Annotated in this window: 14 protein-coding genes and 1 other annotated feature; of the genes, 7 read left to right on the top strand and 7 right to left on the bottom strand. The window is 45.6% G+C overall.

The window, feature by feature from the left end; all coding sequences use genetic code 11:
• Positions 1-277: 277 nt before the first annotated feature.
• Together BT127_RS02680 and BT127_RS02675 are read left to right on the top strand one after the other, a co-directional pair.
• Complete coding sequence (locus BT127_RS02680; RefSeq protein ID WP_075423481.1) at positions 278-1,027, top strand: CPBP family intramembrane glutamic endopeptidase; 750 nt, start codon at positions 278-280, stop codon at positions 1,025-1,027.
• A 68-nt stretch (positions 1,028-1,095) separates the two neighbouring features.
• Positions 1,096-1,349, top strand: a binding site (T-box leader).
• 74 nt (positions 1,350-1,423) lie between these two features.
• Positions 1,424-2,797, top strand: a complete 1,374-nt coding sequence (locus tag BT127_RS02675; RefSeq protein ID WP_075423480.1) for a TrpB-like pyridoxal phosphate-dependent enzyme — start codon at positions 1,424-1,426, stop codon at positions 2,795-2,797.
• A gap of 102 nt (positions 2,798-2,899) precedes the next feature.
• On the opposite strand, the gene BT127_RS02670 is transcribed toward BT127_RS02675, so the two are convergent.
• The 4 genes from BT127_RS02670 to BT127_RS02655 form a co-directional block, all read right to left on the bottom strand.
• Complete coding sequence (locus BT127_RS02670; protein ID WP_075423479.1) at positions 2,900-4,237, bottom strand: zinc ribbon domain-containing protein; 1,338 nt, start codon at positions 4,235-4,237, stop codon at positions 2,900-2,902.
• Between the two features lie 268 nt (positions 4,238-4,505).
• Positions 4,506-6,398, bottom strand: a complete 1,893-nt coding sequence (locus BT127_RS02665) for an ABC transporter ATP-binding protein (protein WP_075423478.1) — start codon at positions 6,396-6,398, stop codon at positions 4,506-4,508.
• Positions 6,398-8,125 carry an ABC transporter ATP-binding protein gene (locus BT127_RS02660; RefSeq protein ID WP_075423477.1) on the bottom strand — a complete coding sequence of 576 codons (1,728 nt, stop codon included), beginning with the start codon at positions 8,123-8,125 and terminating at the stop codon, positions 6,398-6,400. Before BT127_RS02660 ends, BT127_RS02665 begins: the two co-directional genes overlap by 1 nt.
• A gap of 19 nt (positions 8,126-8,144) precedes the next feature.
• Complete coding sequence (locus BT127_RS02655; RefSeq protein WP_075423476.1) at positions 8,145-8,657, bottom strand: MarR family winged helix-turn-helix transcriptional regulator; 513 nt, start codon at positions 8,655-8,657, stop codon at positions 8,145-8,147.
• A 169-nt stretch (positions 8,658-8,826) separates the two neighbouring features.
• On the opposite strand from BT127_RS02655, the gene BT127_RS02650 reads away from it, so the two are divergent.
• The 4 genes from BT127_RS02650 (at position 8,827) to BT127_RS02635 (ending at position 12,548) form a co-directional block, all read left to right on the top strand.
• On the top strand, positions 8,827-9,072 hold the full coding sequence (locus BT127_RS02650; protein WP_075423475.1) for a glutaredoxin domain-containing protein: 246 nt from the start codon (positions 8,827-8,829) through the stop codon (positions 9,070-9,072).
• Between the two features lie 149 nt (positions 9,073-9,221).
• Positions 9,222-9,482, top strand: coding sequence for a preprotein translocase subunit SecG (gene secG / locus BT127_RS02645; protein ID WP_075423474.1), 261 nt, complete (start codon positions 9,222-9,224; stop codon positions 9,480-9,482).
• A 100-nt stretch (positions 9,483-9,582) separates the two neighbouring features.
• A complete protein-coding gene (rnr, locus tag BT127_RS02640) occupies positions 9,583-11,745 on the top strand; it encodes a ribonuclease R (RefSeq protein ID WP_075423473.1) in 2,163 nt (720 codons plus the stop codon).
• A 2-nt stretch (positions 11,746-11,747) separates the two neighbouring features.
• Positions 11,748-12,548, top strand: coding sequence for a hypothetical protein (locus tag BT127_RS02635; RefSeq protein WP_075423472.1), 801 nt, complete (start codon positions 11,748-11,750; stop codon positions 12,546-12,548).
• 80 nt (positions 12,549-12,628) lie between these two features.
• Here the strand turns inward: BT127_RS02635 and BT127_RS02630 are convergent, their stop codons facing one another.
• A complete protein-coding gene (locus BT127_RS02630; protein ID WP_075423471.1) occupies positions 12,629-15,958 on the bottom strand; it encodes a YfhO family protein in 3,330 nt (1,109 codons plus the stop codon).
• A gap of 287 nt (positions 15,959-16,245) precedes the next feature.
• On the opposite strand from BT127_RS02630, the gene BT127_RS02625 reads away from it, so the two are divergent.
• Positions 16,246-16,470, top strand: coding sequence for a hypothetical protein (locus BT127_RS02625; RefSeq protein WP_075423470.1), 225 nt, complete (start codon positions 16,246-16,248; stop codon positions 16,468-16,470).
• Positions 16,471-16,566: 96 nt separating this feature from the next.
• On the opposite strand, the gene BT127_RS02620 is transcribed toward BT127_RS02625, so the two are convergent.
• Together BT127_RS02620 and BT127_RS02615 are read right to left on the bottom strand one after the other, a co-directional pair.
• Complete coding sequence (locus BT127_RS02620) at positions 16,567-17,007, bottom strand: zinc ribbon domain-containing protein (RefSeq protein ID WP_075423469.1); 441 nt, start codon at positions 17,005-17,007, stop codon at positions 16,567-16,569.
• 74 nt (positions 17,008-17,081) lie between these two features.
• Entirely contained in the window at positions 17,082-18,149 is a 1,068-nt protein-coding gene (locus BT127_RS02615; protein WP_075423468.1) for a DUF4349 domain-containing protein, read from the bottom strand.
• Positions 18,150-18,305 lie beyond the last annotated feature (156 nt).

Genomic DNA, 18,305 nt, shown 5'->3' with positions numbered 1-18,305 from the left:
TTTGTGCAGGTTCTGCAGTCGGGTTCGGTTCATGCATCGGAAGATTCTTATTTATTCTTTTACACTGAATGCTCTTCGCTTAAAAGCATACCCTCTCATAAAACAGAGCGGTATGCTTTTTTATTTTCTCCCAATCAACATTACTTTCCCACAGATAATCGCTCCGATCTGCCGAATAACCGATTTCACCGACCGTTAACCGTGAAAGCATTGCATTTCATCCTGTATATGATATAATATTATCATATAAGAAATCAAAGCAGAAGAGGAACCTATAATGAAAAGCACTTTAGCAGACAAATTAAAAAAATGTTTCGTACTTGCACTGATATTTCTTGCGCCAAAATTCTGCATAGGAATGTATCTGAAGAATGATTTTGGAATAAGCTCATTGCTTAGCATCATACTGATATTCATATTCATGCGTCAGTACAACAGACCTGCTATTGCAGAGCAGAAAGAAAACATAAAAAGAACGAGTCCGCTTATGCTTGCAGGAATCGCAATATGCTCTTTATTCATGCGGCTTGCAATAACATATTTTTCGATAAAGGAAGGCACCATGCCTGTTGATGAAAACTGGCTGAATGTCAATAATATCGTTAATGTTATCATACTCAGTCCTATAGTTGAGGAAATGTTTTTCCGCTGGGGACTTTCAGAAACATGTATAAGCAGCAAAACAAAAATGCATAAAAAAGTGATCTTCATTATATGCTCTATATTGTTATGGGAACTCTGTCATAAGGCATTGCTGAACATAACGCTCGAGATCATGGGATTACTTATGATCCTGATATATCTGAAATCAAAGAATATCACATATACGATAGTTTTCCATTTCGTATCGAACCTTGTTTACGTGCTCTTTACTTCTCCGATGCAGAACAAGCTCGGATTCCTTGTAAACAGCAAAGCAGCACTGGCAGTAGATCTGACTGTCTTTGCAGTATCTGCTGCAATGATACTCATTTCGCTGTTCAGAAGCAGCAAGAGAACTCAGGAACTCGTAACGGATACGATGTGACATAAAAAATGATTTTCAAGGCACAAAAAACTACTTGACAACAGGTTTATTTTGTGATATGCTTTTAATATAAACCAATGAAGAGGAGTAAGTAGCTTGCAGGAAGCATCCCAGAGAGCCGTCGCATGGTGAAAGACGGTATGCGGAATACAGGTGAATGGACCTCTGAGGGCAGACTGAAAACGGCATTGCCGTGAGTATGCGCGCCGCAGTGGAACTGCGTTATCAAAGCCTGTGTATGAAGTACACTTAAGAGGCTGCAATGTTGCAGCAAGCGGGGTGGCACCGCAGAAGCTAAGTAAAATCAGCTCCTGTCCCGGCATTTATCAATGTCGGATAGGAGCTTTTCGTTTTATCCGACAAAACCCTGAAAACTTTGAAAAGGAGAAAATCATCATGGCAAACGAAAAAATACCTTACAAGATCTATTTATCAGAGGACGAACTTCCCAAGCAGTGGTACAATGTTCGTGCTGATATGAAGAAAAAGCCTGCACCTCTTCTCAATCCTGCAACAGGAAAGCCTGTTACTGCCGAGGAGCTCAGCCACGTATTCTGTGACGAGCTTGTAAAGCAGGAACTGGACGAGACAACTCCGTATATCGACATCCCCGAGGAGATACAGTCCTTCTACAAGATGTACCGTCCCGCACCGCTGGTAAGAGCATACTGTCTCGAAAAGGCTCTTGATACTCCTGCAAAGATCTACTATAAGTTCGAGGGCAACAACACAAGCGGAAGCCACAAGCTCAACTCTGCTATCGCACAGGCTTACTACGCTAAGAAGCAGGGACTCAAGGGCGTTACTACAGAAACAGGCGCAGGTCAGTGGGGTACTGCACTTTCAATGGCTTGCTCATACTTCGGACTGGACTGCAACGTATACATGGTAAAGGTATCGTACGAACAGAAGCCTTTCCGCCGTGAGGTAATGCGTACATACGGCGCAAGCGTAACTCCTTCACCTTCAACAACAACAGAAGTCGGAAGAAAGATACTCGCTGAATTCCCTGATACAAACGGAAGTCTCGGATGCGCTATCTCCGAAGCAGTAGAAGCAGCTACCTCAAAAGAAGGCTACCGCTATGTACTCGGAAGCGTACTTTCACAGGTACTTCTCCACCAGACAGTTATCGGTCTTGAAACAAAGATCGCTATGGATAAATACGGTATAAAGCCTGATATCATCATCGGCTGTGCAGGCGGCGGTTCAAACCTCGGCGGACTTATCTCTCCGTTTGTAGGTGAGAAGCTCCGCGGTGAAGCTGACTATCAGATCATCGCAGTAGAGCCTGCATCATGCCCGAGCCTTACACGCGGTACTTACGCTTACGATTTCTGTGATACAGGAAAGGTTTGCCCTCTCCAGAAGATGTACACACTCGGAAGCGGCTTCATGCCTTCACCTAACCACGCAGGCGGACTCCGTTACCACGGCATGAGTTCTATCCTCTCAGAGCTTTACGATCAGGGACTTATGGAAGCAAGATCAGTAGAACAGACTTCTGTATTCCAGGCAGCTGAGCAGTTCGCAAGAGTTGAGGGAATCCTCCCTGCACCTGAGAGCAGCCATGCTATCAGAGCAGCTATCGATGAAGCAATGAAGTGTAAGGAAACAGGTGAGGAAAAGACTATTCTCTTCGGTCTTACAGGTACAGGCTACTTTGACATGTATGCATACGCTGCTTTCAACGACGGCAAGATGAGCGACTATATCCCTACAGATGAGGAGATACAGAAGTCTCTTGCAAAGCTTCCGAAAATAGACTGATACAGCAGTATAATTTCAAAATAGAAACGGGCGTATCCTTCTTTAGAAAGATACGCCCGTTGTATTTTATGCAGTTATTGCACCTGTCACACTGTCATATTCTTACGAATTAGCAGCAAGTGCCTTTTCTACAGCCTTATTTCTCTTTTCCTTGCGTCTTATAGCTCTTCTTATTCTCTTGAAGAGAGAACCTAAAATGAACTCTAAAGCGCCTGTTGCAACTGCAAAGAGTGCAAATGGAAGAAGTACGTTAGAACCTATGTAGAATACAGCCTCTCCCGTAAGCATATAAGCTATTGCGCCGCCTGCGATGATAACTGCACCTATCGTAAACACGATGATACCGCTCCACATGAAGATATTACCGTAAGCTCCCATAAGGTGCTTGCCGCGCTTATCAACGATAACTGCGATCCAGATGAGCAGTACGAGGATGAGTGCGAGGATTATACCGAGTGTTATGAACGAGAAAAGATAGCTGAGATTATCAAGGCTGAATCCCACTGTCCTGCTCCACTTATCAAGTGAAAGATTTTCTTCAACCTTGTTCTTTTCAAGCTGACTGCGGAGCTTGTTGTAATCGGCGATCTTAAGCTCATAGCCGAATACTTCCTTGTCAACTCCCGAGTTGCCCTCGAAGAAAGCTGTTATATCGTTGTTTGAAACGGAAGGATCAGCGATATTTCCGTTCATCATGTAATCGGTGTAAGCTGCTGCCTTTTCTGCCGCAAATCCCAGAAGATCGGTCTTTGCAAGATACTCGCGGAAATCAGATCTGCTTGCTGAACCGTTTGTGAGGTCCGAGAATGCAAGACTTCCGTAAATATCATCGTAAACGGGTTTGCCGTCCAGCTGACCGTCAAGAACCGAAGTTATGCTCATTTTCTCAACGCGGTTCTTTACTATATTTCCCGAGATACCGAGCTTCATGCAGAACATGATGCTGAGCAGTATAAGGAGAAGAAGTGCGATAACAGTTATTATACCTGCGCCGATTATTCTTCCTGCGCCGACCTTTGTTTTCTTTTCGCCGTAGTCCTTTGAGCTCTCATCAGGCTGCGGAGCTTCTTCCTCAGGCTCGTCATAAAACGGCGGAGGTGCAGGGTTTCCGAAGGTATCAGATCCGTTCATCACGGGAGCCGAAGGTGCAGGCATCGGGATACCGTTAGGCGGTACTGTCTCATCTACAGCGTTCACGCCTTCATTCAGTGCATCATCGGCAGCTTTTTTCGCTCTGTTTGCGCTGTCCAGTGCTTCATCTATAAGCCTGTCTGCTTCCGAACGAGTCTCTTTCCTCAGTTTATCTGCCTTTTCAGCAGCTTCGTCCAGTGCAGCTTTTGTCTTGTCAACGAGAATATCGTCCACATCTGTTTTTGCGCCGCATTCCTCGCAGAATCTGGCACCGTCCTCAACGAATTTTCCGCATTTTTTACATATCATACTCTTTTTCCTCCTTTATACTGCAATATTTCACGAACACAGTATCTGATGAATCAGGTCATCAATGTCATTATACCGCAAAAATAAGGCAATGTCAACTAAAAGCTTTCGGATAATCAGCCTTTTATTACGGTATATTGTTTGCACTCAAAAACTGAGCCCCCCCTTCTGTCTGCATATAAAGAGATTCGGGGAAAGACTCTCAGTTGAAAGCCTTTCCCCGATAATGTATAGAACATAAAAGTGATTGTCTGTTTCAGAAGTACCGTCAGTTGAGCTCGAACATGCCCGTATAGAGCTGATAGTACTTGCCCTTCTGTGCAATAAGACTGTTATGGTCGCCGCGCTCGATTATCTTTCCGTGTTCAAGTACCATAATAGCGTTGGAGTTGCGGATAGTTGAAAGTCTGTGAGCAATTACGAAAACTGTTCTACCGTCCATAAGACTGTCCATGCCCTTTTCGATGAGAGCCTCAGTACGTGTATCGATAGAGCTTGTAGCCTCATCGAGTATGAGTACGGGAGGATCTGCAACTGCAGCTCTTGCAATTGCAAGGAGCTGACGCTGTCCCTGTGAGAGATTTCCGCCGTCACCTGTGAGCACGGTATCATAGCCGTTTTCAAGGTGAGTTATGAAGCTGTCCGCATTTGCAAGCTTGGCTGCTGCATAGACCTCCTCATCGGTAGCATCGAGCTTTCCGTAGCGTATGTTGTCCATTACAGTACCCGTGAAAAGGTGGGTATCCTGAAGAACTATGGACTGTGAACGGCGAAGGTCACTTTTCTTTATCTTGTTGATGTTGATGCCGTCGTAGCGTATCTTGCCGTCAGGTACATCGTAGAATCTGTTGATAAGGTTGGTTATAGTGGTCTTTCCTGCACCTGTTGAACCTACGAAGGCTATCTTCTGTCCGGGCTCGGCAAAAAGGCTTATACCGTTCAGAACAGTCTTTTCAGGTTCGTATCCGAAGTAAACATCATCCAGTTCAAGACGTCCCTTCACCTCGGTGTAGGTGACAGTACCGTCTGCCTTATGAGGATGACGCCATGCCCAGCGTCCTGTACGCTTATCGGACTCTGTTATAGTACCGTCCTCCGCGATATCAGCGCTTACCAGTGTAACATAACCATCGTCAGCTTCGGGTTCTTCGTCTATAACACGGAATATTCTCTCTGCACCTGCAAGAGCAGTAAGAACCGAGTTGAGCTGCTGTGATACCTGAGTTATAGGCATCGAGAACGAACGTGTGAACTGGAGGTATGAGATGACAGTACCTACAGTCATTCCGCCGAATCCCTTTACTGTCATGATACCGCCGATAATAGCTGTTACAGCATAGTGGAGATATGACAGATTGTTCATGATAGGCATGAGAATGTTTGCGAAGGTATTTGCTCTTGTTGCAGCCTGACAAAGCTCGTCGTTCAGACGGTCGAACTCTTCATTTGCTATATCCTCGTGGCAGAATACCTTAACAACCTTCTGACCGTCGATAAGCTCCTCGATATAGCCGTTTGTCTTACCGAGTGCAGCCTGCTGAGCTATGAAGCCCTTACTGCTTCGTGCTCCGATAAATCCGATAACACGAATGATAACAAAGAGCATTATGACTACTATAATAGTCAGCAGCCAGCTGTATATCAGCATAGCAACAAATACTCCGACGATAGTAACCGCCGAGCTTATGAACTGTGCGATACTGTTTCCGAGCATTTCACGGAGCGTATCGGTATCGTTGGTATAAAGGCTCATGAGTTCGCCGTGTGTGTGCTTATCAAAGAACTTTATCGGCAGTGATTCCATTTTATTGAAGAGGTCATTTCTTATTCTCATGAGGGTGGTGGTCGATACACGCATCATAAGGCGCTGATACACAAATGTGGATAATGCGCCAAAGAGGTAAACTCCTGCCATTGCTGCAAGTATGCCGACGAATCCCTTTTTGTTCCAGTCGCCTGTTTTAAGCGCCTGTTCGATGTTATCGATAAGCGGTTTGAGGAGGAAGTTTCCTGCAATGCCTGCAAAAGCACTGATAACTACTCCGATAACAACAAAAATGAAGTGCAGCTTGAAGCCGTACATGTAGCTTGCTATGCGCTTTATCGCTTTTTTCATGTCCGCAGGCTTCTGTACAGGTCCCATATTCTTCTTAGGAGGCATTATTCATCCGCTCCTTTCTGCTGAGAATCGTATACCTCACGGTATATATGGCTTGTTTCAAGAAGCTCATCGTGAGTACCTACAGCACTTATCTTACCGTTATCCATAACTATGATACGGTCCGCATCCTTAACGGATGATATACGCTGTGCAATGATGAATGTGGTGGTATCTGCCAGCTTTTCGCGGAAAGCCTTGCGTATACTGCTGTCCGTAGCGGTATCTACCGCACTGGTCGAGTCATCAAGAATTATTATCTTCGGTTTTTTCAGAAGTGCTCTTGCTATACAGAGTCTCTGCTTCTGACCGCCTGAAACGTTTACGCCGCCCTGTCCGAGGTCTGTATCATAACCGTTAGGGAATCTCTCGATGAATTCATGAGCGCAGGCAGCCTTGCAGGCTTCTGTTATCTCCTCATCAGTTGCATCCTGATTGCCCCACTTAAGGTTATCCTTTATTGTACCCGAGAAAAGGACATTCTTCTGAAGCACCATTGCAACATTGTTTCTGAGGGCTTCAAGACTGTATTCACGTACATCCTTTCCGCCTACCTTTACTGTACCCTCCGTTGCATCGTAAAGACGCGGGATAAGCTGTACAAGAGTGGTCTTTGATGAACCTGTACCGCCGATTATACCGATAGTCTCGCCTGACTCTATAGTCAGGTCAATATGGTCAAGTGCAAGATTGTTCATATCATCGAAGTAGCTGAAGCTTACATTGTCGAATACTACAGAGCCGTCCCTTACGTCATCTGAAGGAGAAGCGGGATCGGTAACGGTAGGCTTTTCCGTAAGAACTTCATATATTCTCTGCATTGACGCTCTTGATACTATGAACATCATGAACAGGAATGATATCATCATCAGAGACATGAGTATCTGTCCCACGTAGGTTATGAAAGTTGAAAGCTCACCTGTTTCCATCTGTCCCTTTACAGCCATGTGACCGCCGAACCAGAGTATCGATATGATGCAGGTGTACATGATGAACTGCATTACAGGCATTGTAGTTATAACGAGCTTTTCAGCACGTACCTGTGCCTGACGTACAGCTTCCGTATTTTCGGTAAACTTCTTGTTTTCATACTCCTCACGGACGAACGCCTTTACTGTTCTGATGCCTATGAGGTTTTCCTGAACTCCCGAGTTCATCTTATCATAAAGTGCAAGCATCGCCTTGAACATAGGGTGTGCCTTAGTCATGATGAATCCCATTACGAGTGCAAGTGCAGGTACTGCACAGAGGAATATCACGGAAAGTCTTGAATTCATCCTTATAGCCATAACAAGCGCAAATATGAGCATTATCGGCGCACGGCAGGCTGAACGTATGAACATCATGAAAGCATTCTGTATATTGGTCACGTCTGTGGTGAGACGCGTTGTCAGTGAAGCTGTGGAGAATTTATCCACATTTGCGAATGAGAAGTCCTGTACCTTGTGGAAAAGGTCGCTTCTTAAATTCTTTGCAAAACCCATTGCTGCAACGGCACTGAGTCTTCCTGCTAATGCACCGAAGCTGAGGGATACGATAGCCATACCGACCATGAGAAGTCCCATGCCTGCAACATAGCCTATCCTTCCCTTTTTGATACCGTTATCGATGATAAGTGCCATTACCGTCGGTATAAGCACCTCCATAGCGACCTCGCCTATCATAGTAAGCGGCGTCAGCAGGGCCTGTTTTTTGTATTGTCCGACATGTGAGAAAATAGTTCTGAACATAGGCAATACTCCTTTCCTGTTATTCTTTTTCGTTATCAAGCTCGGTCATGCGCTTGTGGAGCATACACTGGAGCTTTAGCGTATCGGAGAACTCTCCTTCTATACCTTCTATTTCCTTCATTCTGCTTATCATTCTTCCGAGGACTTCCATGAGCTTCTCTTTCTCTTCCTCAGTAAGATCGGAAAAGACGAGTTCATCGTAATCCCTGAAAAGGCTGATATGATGCTCTATTGCTTCTCTGCCTTTTTCGGTAAGGGCAAGTCTTTTGCAGCGCTGATTATCCGAATCGACTGTTTTGGTTATGAGTCCCGCCTTCTGGAGCCTTTTGGTGGATACTGCCACAGATGCGGGAGTTACGCATAGTCTTTCCGCAATGGTGGACTGAGTGCAGTTCTCGTTCTGCTCTATGGTCTTCATAATGGCAACCTGACTGAAATGCAGTGGAGAAGTCTCGCTGATGCGTCTTACGAAGAGTTTTCTCAGCAGGTGGATGCTCTCGAAAGCTCCCACCAAATCCTTGTTCCGTATCATTTTATCACCTCCGAAACAGTTAGCCAACGAAACAATTAAACGTTTAATTGATTTGACGCAAGTAACATTATATCACATACTTCCTATACTGTCAAGCAAAATACCAATAAAAGAATAAACTCCGCCCCATTGACAATACTAAAGACAGTATCATTACCGGAGGTGTACCATGATAGAACTGTATTCAGCCGAAGCCTGCGAGCTGAGCCGCAGAATGAAGGAGCATCTGGATAAGCGAGGAGTAAGCTACAGATGCATGGACGTTACAACCGAGGAAAACTACAACAAGCTGTTTCAGCTTACAGGTCAGCGTGGGTTTCCCGTCACCGTAGTCAACGGCAGTCCGATAATCGGAGTCGATACCGAAGCAGTGGATAACGCCATTGATTCCGCAGAAAACAAGGGGCTATTGTAAGTTTTCAACAAAACCAACATGAAAAATTCTTGCGCTTTTTTCACGTCACCCCCTTGCAAAACCTCCGCATTTATGTTATAATAACATAGTTCATTGAAATATACAGGCTTTATGCCGTATCATAAAACATTTTTCGGAGGTCATTTTTTATGTCAGTTCTTGAAATAATCGGAGGCATCGTCCTTCTTATAGTAAGCGTTATAATCGTTCTCATCTGTCTCGCTCAGGAGCAGAAATCCCAGGACAGCATGACTGCTGCTCTTACAGGCGCAAGCTCTGATTCGTTCTACGGCAAGAATGAGGGACGCAGCAAGGAGGCTATTCTCAACAAGATAACAAGAGCATTAGGTATCATCCTTTTCATTGCTACTCTTGCTGTTAATATCATCCCGCTGTTCACTGATAAGTAAGAACATCATAAAGCCCTGTGACTGACGGTCATGGGGCTTGTTTTTTTAGTCACATTTAATTTGAAAACAGGAAAGATATAAGGAAATAAGGAGATAATATATGTCAGGAAAGACAAAAAAGAAAAATACCGGCGCAGTAAGCGTTGAAAGCTATAAGCATAAGATAGTTACATTTTTAAGAACATACAACAAAAAAGCAATGCCAATAAGTGAACTTGAATCAAAGTGCAGAACAAAGAAATCGGGACACGAAAACTTCGCCGCAGCCTTTGACGAGCTCCGCACAGAGGGCGTAGTTACGGTACGCAAGGGCATGAAAGCCGCTCTCTGTTCAGCACTCGGACTCAAAGTCGGCGAGATAACACGTCTCAGCCGTACATTCGGATTCGCTGTCACAGATGACGGCATCGAATATTTCATTCCCGGAAAGTGCATGCTTGGCGCAATGCCCCACGACCGTGTACTCATTGCGGACATCCCCTCCCGTTCGGGCGAACCCGAGGGTGAAGTACAGGATATCATAAGCTTCGGTTCATCCGAGCTTACGGGACGAATAGAATTCGTGGACGATACACCATACCTCGTTCCCGATACCGCTTCCAAAAACCACGTTATCATAGTGAAGGACGGCAATACAAAGTTCAGCAACGGCGACAAGGTCCTTGCCGAGATAGTTTTCAGGGGACGCAGACACGCAGAGCATAAGGTCCGTATCGTATCAGTGTTCGGAAATTCCGAGCTTGCAGCATCCTGCGCTCAGTCCATACTCTGCATCCACGGCGCTCCTACCGAGTTTTCGGCAGAGGTACTTAAAGAAGCAAAGAAAATATCCGAGGGCGGAGTTCAGGAATACAACTTCAACAACCGCGAGGACCTTCGTGATATGGCGATATTCACCATTGACGGTGCCGAGTCCAAGGACCTTGACGATGCTGTATCGGTCGAGCGTACACCAAAGGGCTACCGTCTCGGAGTCCACATAGCGGACGTTTCACACTACGTAAAGGGCAACAGCGCACTTGACAAGGAAGCTCTCATGCGAGGCACAAGTATATACTATGCCGATAAGGTCATCCCTATGCTCCCGAAGGAGCTTTCAAACGGCATCTGCTCCCTTAATCCCGATGAGGACAGACTTACTCTCTCTGCATTCATGGAGCTTTCTAAAGAGGGCGAGATGCTCAGCTACCGCTTCTGCAAGAGCGTTATCCGTTCCCGTGTAAAGGGCGTTTATACCGAGATAAACCGCATACTCGAAGGTTCTGCCGACGATGCGATAAAGGAAAAGTACGCTGTAGTTGCAGAGGAGATACCGCTCCTTAACGAGCTTGCAGATATACTTATCGCAAAGAAGGAACGCAGACACGCTCCCGAGCTTGAAACCGCCGAGAGCAAGCTGATAATCAACGATGAAGGCGTATGTGTCGATGTAGTGCCCCGTGAAAGAGGAAAGGCAGAGCGCATAATAGAGGAATTCATGCTGACAGCCAACGAAGCTGCGGCAAAACTTGCAAGGGACAAGAAGGTGCCGTTCGTTTACAGAGTACACGAAGCACCTCCCGAGGAAAAAACTGCGGCACTTTGCGAGATGCTCCGCAAGGCAGGAGTAGCTTATCCGCATTTTACCGAATTCAAGCCTGCACACGCTGCCGAGATACTGAAAAACGCAAGAGATACCGACAAGTTCGAGGCGGTCAATATGATGGTGCTGCGCTCAATGGCAAAGGCAAAGTACTCCAACGAGCCGCTGGGACACTTCGGACTGGTGCTTAATGACTACGCTCACTTCACCTCGCCTATAAGACGTTATCCCGACCTTGCCATTCACCGCATGATAACGGACATCCTTGCAGGCTATGACAACACATGGCTCACCAAGCGATACAGCGGATTTGCCGCAAACGCTGCGGAGCGCTCATCCTCTGCGGAGCTGAGAGCTGTTGCCATAGAGCGTGAGTGTGAGGACTGCTATAAAGCCGAGTATATGAAGCAGCACATCGGCGAGAGCTTCACTGCTAAAATATCAGGCGTTACCGAGTTCGGCTTCTATGCCGAGCTTCCGAATACCGTTGAGGGACTTGTCCACATCCGCACCCTCCCCGAGGGCGAGTATGACTACTCCGAACCTGTCTCGCTGACTGAGAAGTTCAGCGGTGTTTCCTACACTCTCGGACAGACCGTAAGAGTAGTATGTGCGGCGGTGAACGTCAGCGACGGTACTATAGATTTCAACCTTGAGGACGATGAACAGGAGGATATTTGATAATGAAACGCACTATTGCCATGCTATCTGCACTGACACTTGCAGCATGTGCGGCATCCTGTAACGAAAAAACAGGCAAAGCCGACCACTCCGATGTAAGTACAGCTGCGGCTTCCACTACAGAAGCAGCAACAGAAGCCGAGACAGAATCTGACGCTACAGAAACCGCTGCTTCAACAAAAAAGGCAGCCGAAACACAGACTCAGTCCGTCACAACCGCAGCAGCATCAGTAACAACTGCCGCTCAGTCAGGCAGCTCGGATGCCAACTTTACATATGATGCAAACGGCGCTGTACAGTTCAAGGAGGATTCCGCCGAAGCCGACGACCAGACTCTTATGGCTGCGGCACAGGCACTTTACGAGTCCGCCTGCAAGACTCAGTGGTACTTCACCGTAGGTTCACCCTATGAGCTTGATATGAACGACTACATCGAGAACCAGTACAACTGGCAGTTCTACCGCATAAAGGATGCGAATATCACTTCAATGGCGGACATAAGAGCGGATTACCACAAGGTATTCAGCGACAGATATCCCGACGAACTGGATTTGCTCTACATGGAAAAGGACGGTCATGTTTACGCTCTGGACGGCTCAAGAGGAGCAAATATATTCTATGGCTACTCGAAGATAACCGATATACGCTCAAAGGGCGAGGATGAGATATTCTTCACCGTTACCAACTACTATGACGAAACAGATTTCGGAGGAGAAGGTCCCTACTCCGAGGAAGAGGAATTCTCGGTAGTAATAGACTCCGAAGGCGTATGGCGCGCAGGAAAGTTCCGACTCCCCTACTAAAACAGTTCAATAAAATAATAAGCCCGACAGGAGCGCTCCCGTCGGGCTTTTTTTCTGATGTCAGACCGCATTATGTGCGGTTATTTTTTCTTTTTCTTCTTGCCGCCGTTATTTTTCTTCGGTGCCGGCTTGCTTACCTCTTTCTTCACTGTCTTTACTGCATCCTTGGCAGTTTCTTTAACAGCTTCAGCGGTCTTGTCAGCCTTTTCGGCAATATCCTCAGCAGTCTCGCGCACTTCCTTTTCAACTGCTTCAGCGGCTTGCTCTGCCTTTTCGGCAGCCTTTTCCTTTACAGCTTCCGCCTTTGCGGCTACTTCGCTGCCCTTGGACTTGATTATCTGTACAGGCTTCTTTCCGTCAGCAGCATTAACTTCGGGAAGTCCTGCCTTTCTGCGTTCTTTTGCCTTTCTCTCGGCGATCATTACAGGATTGCTCTTTCTGTCTGTGATATAGAATGCAACACATGCTGCAATACCGAGAAGAAGGAGTATGATACCTGTATTGAATCCCGGAGGCGAATACTTCATAGTTACTGTATGATGACCTGCAGGAAGTCTGAGACCTATCATAGCATCAAGTATTACTATCGAACCGAGATCCCCTGCAACAGTATTCTGCATACGCTTTGTACCGTCGGCAGTATCAGCCTCAACATAGAGCGGATCGACCTTCTTGCCGTCTACCTTGATAGTCCAGCCGGGCTCGTAAGGGATGGATGTGTACATTATCTGTCCCTCCTGAGCGTCTATCTCACCTGTAAGGTAGTTATCCTTTGTCTTGTTCATATCAAGAACCCACGGATGTTCCTTGAGAGCTGATATGTCGTTGTGGAATGTCTCGTAATCAAGGTGATAGAACTGGAAATCCTTTACCATGATGTACTCGTTGGAACCTACATAAGCTCCGCCGTCACCTGTAGGAAGGATAGTAAGTCTTACTTCCATTTCCGTGCCTTTAGGGAACTTTCCGAGATTTACGATAGAATAGTCATAGCCGTCGTAGTATGAGCCGTAGGATGAGAAATCCTCAAACTCTCCTGTTTCAGCGTTCTTTGTGGTAGATACCCAGAGGTTGCTCTTCTTTGCGTTATCAGACTTAAGGAACATGTAAAGTGCGTCATCAGACTGAGTTGTAAGGTGTATCCTTACAGTAGGATCGCCTGCACCTGCATTTGCATTATAGCAGTGCTGTCCGCCGTAATCAGATTCCCAGCAGTCATTCAGAACAACGTCTGTTGAAGGATCGATGTCTATTCTCTTGAAGTATTCTTTAGGTTCAAGAGCACCTGTATAGCTCGGAGTATTTCCCGTCATCGAGCTGAGGAAGTTGTTCATGCTGTTGAAGGGGTTATCGTTTCCGAGGAAGCTGAGCATTGTGATATCATCGTCAGCCATGAAGCCTATCGGAAGAGCATCGGGGTTCTCGTATACATCGAGAGTAGCCTGCTTGCTTGAATCGTCCGTATAGGTAGTTGAGTATATCTTGTTGTAGTAAGGGCTGAGAAGCGACTTCTTATTGCCTTCGGTATGCTTTGCGGGATCGTCGAAGACGTACTTTATGCCGAGGAGCGAATCCGCAACAGGAGTATTTCCGTCGTATCTTGTCTCATAGGTCTTGAAAGAGTATCCAAGAGTCTCGATAAAGCGGAGTATACGTCCGTTCATGACAGAGCTGGAGTGGGATATACCCTTAAGTCCCCATGCCTGGTTGTCGTTTACTGTACGGAAGAAGGTCTTTTCAGAGCGGTAGAAGGAGCTGTCCTTTTCTTCAAGCTCGTCCACTACCTTATATGCGTCCTTGATAACATCATAGGTCTTGTGGTCTGAGTAATAGACCTCTTTGTGTATCTTCCAGATAGTATCATAGGTGTTGTAGCCTGCCTCGAAAATGACAAGAGCTGCCATAAAGAGACTTATTATACGGGCATCCTTCTTTTTCTTGACAGTGCTGTAGAGATAGATGCCTGCAAGATAGACAGCAGCAAGGATAAGTCCGAAGCAGAGAGTTCCGAGCCAGATATGTGTGAAGTCCTGACCGTTATAGTTCTCTGTGGTCTTATAGGGGAACTTTGCAACGTACTTGTATTTCTCCTCGTTGTAATTGAACGTGGACATTACAGTACTGAAAATAAATACAAGAACTGCAAGACCTGCAAAAACTTCCGATACGTGCTTGATAGATATCTCGCTTTCTCTGAGGTTTGCAAACGCCTCGGCTGCCATTGCGACAAGTATAAATGATATCAGGAATGAATATCTGTAAGGGAGCCAGTTAGGATCCTGACCGCCGTGCCACATCATATTGATAGGCTTGATGTACATACTGAAGAACATCACGAAGAGTATCAGCGAATAGCCGATCTTCTTGTTTCTGCGGATATTCTTGTTCATATAGAACAGCGGTACGAGTACGAGCGACAGAACTCCGCAGTATATCTCGGGACGTCCGTACATTCTTGTACCTTCATCCACGTTTACGGAGTAATACTGGTTCGGCAGCAGAGTAGGAATGAGCTCCAGCGGATTGAACATGGTCTTGAAGCTGTAATCAGGCTCTGAGAAGTCAAACTTACCAAGTGCAAGAGCGTTGTATACAGGCATTATCATGATATAGCTGCACATCAGTGCAACGCCTGTTGCAAGAACCATTCTGCCGAATGTTCTTGCGTAGTCCATAGAATTCCTGAACTTGCGGTCTGTACCAAAGAACAGATAGAACACGAAGTATAATGCCACGAATATTGCCACCATGAAGCCGATATAGAAGTTGGCAATGAACATGATAGCAAGCGGGATGATATAGTTTATCTTTCTGCCGTCGTCGATGAGGTATTCAACACCGAGGATTATCAGCGGCAGGAAGATAGGTCCGTCGATCCACATAGGATCGATGAGCTGTATCGCAACGAATGCCATAAGCGCATACATCGTAGAGAAGATGACCGATTGCAGCGGCGGCACCTTTTTCGACTTCTGAGCGTACACACAGAAAGAGGTTCCTGCGGCTCCGACCTTGCAAATCTGCATTATCATCAGACTTTCGAGTATGAACTTCTTTGGCAGAAGCACCACTATCAAGGTAAACGGACTGGCGAGATAATAGCCTATAACGCCCTGGAAACCTCCCGAGAGATTTCTCTCCCAGCTGTAAAGAGCGCTTCGTCCGCCCCAGAAAGCGTCACGGATAGCTTCAAAGTAGTATACGTACTGACCGTTCAGGTCAAGAGTCAGTACTGAACGTCCATTGAACGGATAAACACCGAACAAGGCGTAAGCAATGAATGTCAGCAGCGCAGGTATCAGGAATGCTGCGATATAGTACAGCGGTCTGTACTTAACGTAGGGACTTGCCTGAAACGGGTTTGACAATGCACCCGACGGCTTACTGCTGACGGCTTTTGTATTAGCCATTTTGTTCCTCCTTTTTTCTCGGAAAGAGCATACCTCCCGATTATATTATCCATATTATTATACTATATTCTTTCCTTATTTTCAAGAGGTAATAACAAGTTTTCACAATTATCGTCGAAATGCACACCTATGCTGCATCTCGTAGTTATCAAGTCGGCATAACATTTCATAATTGTAACGTTCTGTAATATAAGACGAAGGACAAAAGACTTGCGGCGGTGTATAATAAGATCATGGAAACGGGGAAAAGCCCCGGAAAAAAATACGAACCTAAAGGAGTAATTATTATGAAAAAGTCAGAAAAGATAGCATTCTTCGTTTTTAAGGCAGTTTACGTCGTAACTCTCATTACAGCAGCAGTTGTTTATTTCTCGGAGTTCTTCGATCCTCATGCCACATTCAGCCAGATTACAGGCTCAGACTGGTTTGGTCTTACATTTATGTCTGTGGTCTTTGGTATCGTGCTCGAAAGAGAGAGAAGATACAAGAAGCAGCTCAGCAGCAAAGACTGATAACATATAACGAAAAGAATCTGAGGGAAGCACTATACATAGTACTTCCCTCATTTATACGTATTCTTTTTAATGAACACCGTCCGAAGCACAGATTCACTTCTTCCAGTGTTCAAGAGTCGGGAGCATATTCCCCAGGTATTCCCTTACCTGTTCGGGAGTAAAGCTCTCGTTTGCCATGTGCTGAGAAAGGAAGTCTGTCAGTTCTTCCATACTGGAATAGGTGTATTTGCCGTCCGTATAGCACCATTTACAGTAGCTTTCGTTGAATGAACCGTCAGGTTCCCTGCTTGTTGAAGTATCATCAAGCGGCATACCGCAGCACTGGCATATCAGCTTTCTCGGAGAGCCAAGCAGTGTATTTATCGATACATCAAACAGCAAAGACAACAGCTTGAGTGTCTCGGTGTTGGGGACAGTCTCGCCGTTTTCCCAGCGTGAAACAGCCTGTCTTGTAACAAAGACCTTTTCAGCAAGTTCTTCCTGTGAGAGATTGTTTTTTGTGCGTAATCCGAGTATAATGTCTTTGGTTTCCATAGTTTTTTCACCTCACAGACATTATATCATCTTTTACATCTGTAATCAAGCAACCGTCTGTTGCTGCGCCGATATCAGAGGATATCGTCCTTTTTCTCCTCAGCAGACTCCTCCGGATGAGTTTCCGCAATGGACTCGCTCCTTGAAGCGTTAAGTTTTCTTTCACGCTCTTCATATTCTCTCTTCTTTTTATTGGTGAGCGACTTTCTTATCTTCACTATGGCAAATACAGCTATTCCTATGAGGATAAGGTATGGAAGCATGCTTATGATAACGAACAGCAGTCCTTCAAGGAAGTTCAGGAAGCCGTTTGTTGTTTTCTTGACTGTTATTTTGAAGCGCTGACCGAAGGTATCCTCAGGCTCTCTTACCTTGACCTCCTGATACTCACGCACCTCGTTCAGGCTGAGGTTGATGTAGGAATAAGCGACATCGTTCTCTATCGAGTTCATGCGAGTCTTGATATTTGCTATCTGAACCTGTATATCGGTAAGCTCTCTTTCCATTGAGAGTGCCCTGCTCTCGTCCTCTATCTCGGCAAGAAGCTTAAGATAGCGCTGTTCCTTTGCCTCGTATATCTTAAGAGTGGTGGTAAGGTCGGAATATTCGGTGGTAAGGTTCTGGACGGAAGCATTCTTCATACGCATATCGCCTATTTCCTCCGCCTCTTTGCAGAAATTGTCATAATCCGCACTCGGTACTCTTATAACTGCGTTGAGAGTCTTCCACTTCTCGTCCTCGGAATACTGCCACTTGCTTGAATTACCGCCGTCACTGTAACTTTCGCTCTCTATGAAACCCTTGTATTTGTCAATAAGGTCGTGGAACTTATCAACAGATTCGTCAAATTCAAGGACGTCTATATTCATATCGCAGGAATATACAAGCATCTGCTTGTTGACTACCTTAAGGATATTCTGTTCAAGGTCCTCGGATGCAGCTGAGCTGTCGGATGATTCTTCTGCATCGTAGCTTTCTGCCGCACTGCTATCGGAATTGTATGCCGCATTATCAGCCTGCATCTCATAAGCAGGTGCATTTTTATTGTGAGCGTCTGCCGCAGAGTTTGTCGACATACTGTCTCCGCAGGATGTAAGTGCAACTGTTGCAGCGAATGCTGCTGATATCAATATTTTTTTCATTTCCATTTCCTCCTTTGAACTAAGGTTTTTCTATATAATATCACAATAAGGCTATCAAGTCAACCAATATTTCATAACATTGCCATTGATATTTATTTACAAATTACAACATTTTCGTTACATCGTATAAATTCTGTAACTTTTCTGCTCTCTGCT

The organism is Ruminococcus sp. XPD3002, assembly GCA_900119535.1.
Lineage (GTDB): Bacteria > Bacillota > Clostridia > Oscillospirales > Ruminococcaceae > Ruminococcus > Ruminococcus flavefaciens_H.
This window is presented reverse-complemented; position numbering and strand designations above follow the sequence as displayed.

Excerpts from the sequence above, each read along its gene's own strand:
- BT127_RS02650 (WP_075423475.1), top strand. The coding sequence starts at position 8,827 with ATGATAGAACTGTATTCAGCCGAAGCCTGCGAGCTGAGCCGCAGAATG.
- BT127_RS02670 (WP_075423479.1), bottom strand. The coding sequence starts at position 4,237 with ATGATATGTAAAAAATGCGGAAAATTCGTTGAGGACGGTGCCAGATTC.
- BT127_RS02680 (WP_075423481.1), top strand. The coding sequence starts at position 278 with ATGAAAAGCACTTTAGCAGACAAATTAAAAAAATGTTTCGTACTTGCA.
- rnr (WP_075423473.1), top strand. The coding sequence starts at position 9,583 with ATGTCAGGAAAGACAAAAAAGAAAAATACCGGCGCAGTAAGCGTTGAA.
- BT127_RS02615 (WP_075423468.1), bottom strand. The coding sequence starts at position 18,149 with ATGAAAAAAATATTGATATCAGCAGCATTCGCTGCAACAGTTGCACTT.
- BT127_RS02675 (WP_075423480.1), top strand. The coding sequence starts at position 1,424 with ATGGCAAACGAAAAAATACCTTACAAGATCTATTTATCAGAGGACGAA.
- BT127_RS02630 (WP_075423471.1), bottom strand. The coding sequence starts at position 15,958 with ATGGCTAATACAAAAGCCGTCAGCAGTAAGCCGTCGGGTGCATTGTCA.
- BT127_RS02660 (WP_075423477.1), bottom strand. The coding sequence starts at position 8,125 with ATGTTCAGAACTATTTTCTCACATGTCGGACAATACAAAAAACAGGCC.
- BT127_RS02620 (WP_075423469.1), bottom strand. The coding sequence starts at position 17,007 with ATGGAAACCAAAGACATTATACTCGGATTACGCACAAAAAACAATCTC.
- BT127_RS02625 (WP_075423470.1), top strand. The coding sequence starts at position 16,246 with ATGAAAAAGTCAGAAAAGATAGCATTCTTCGTTTTTAAGGCAGTTTAC.
- BT127_RS02635 (WP_075423472.1), top strand. The coding sequence starts at position 11,748 with ATGAAACGCACTATTGCCATGCTATCTGCACTGACACTTGCAGCATGT.
- BT127_RS02665 (WP_075423478.1), bottom strand. The coding sequence starts at position 6,398 with ATGCCTCCTAAGAAGAATATGGGACCTGTACAGAAGCCTGCGGACATG.
- secG (WP_075423474.1), top strand. The coding sequence starts at position 9,222 with ATGTCAGTTCTTGAAATAATCGGAGGCATCGTCCTTCTTATAGTAAGC.
- BT127_RS02655 (WP_075423476.1), bottom strand. The coding sequence starts at position 8,657 with ATGATACGGAACAAGGATTTGGTGGGAGCTTTCGAGAGCATCCACCTG.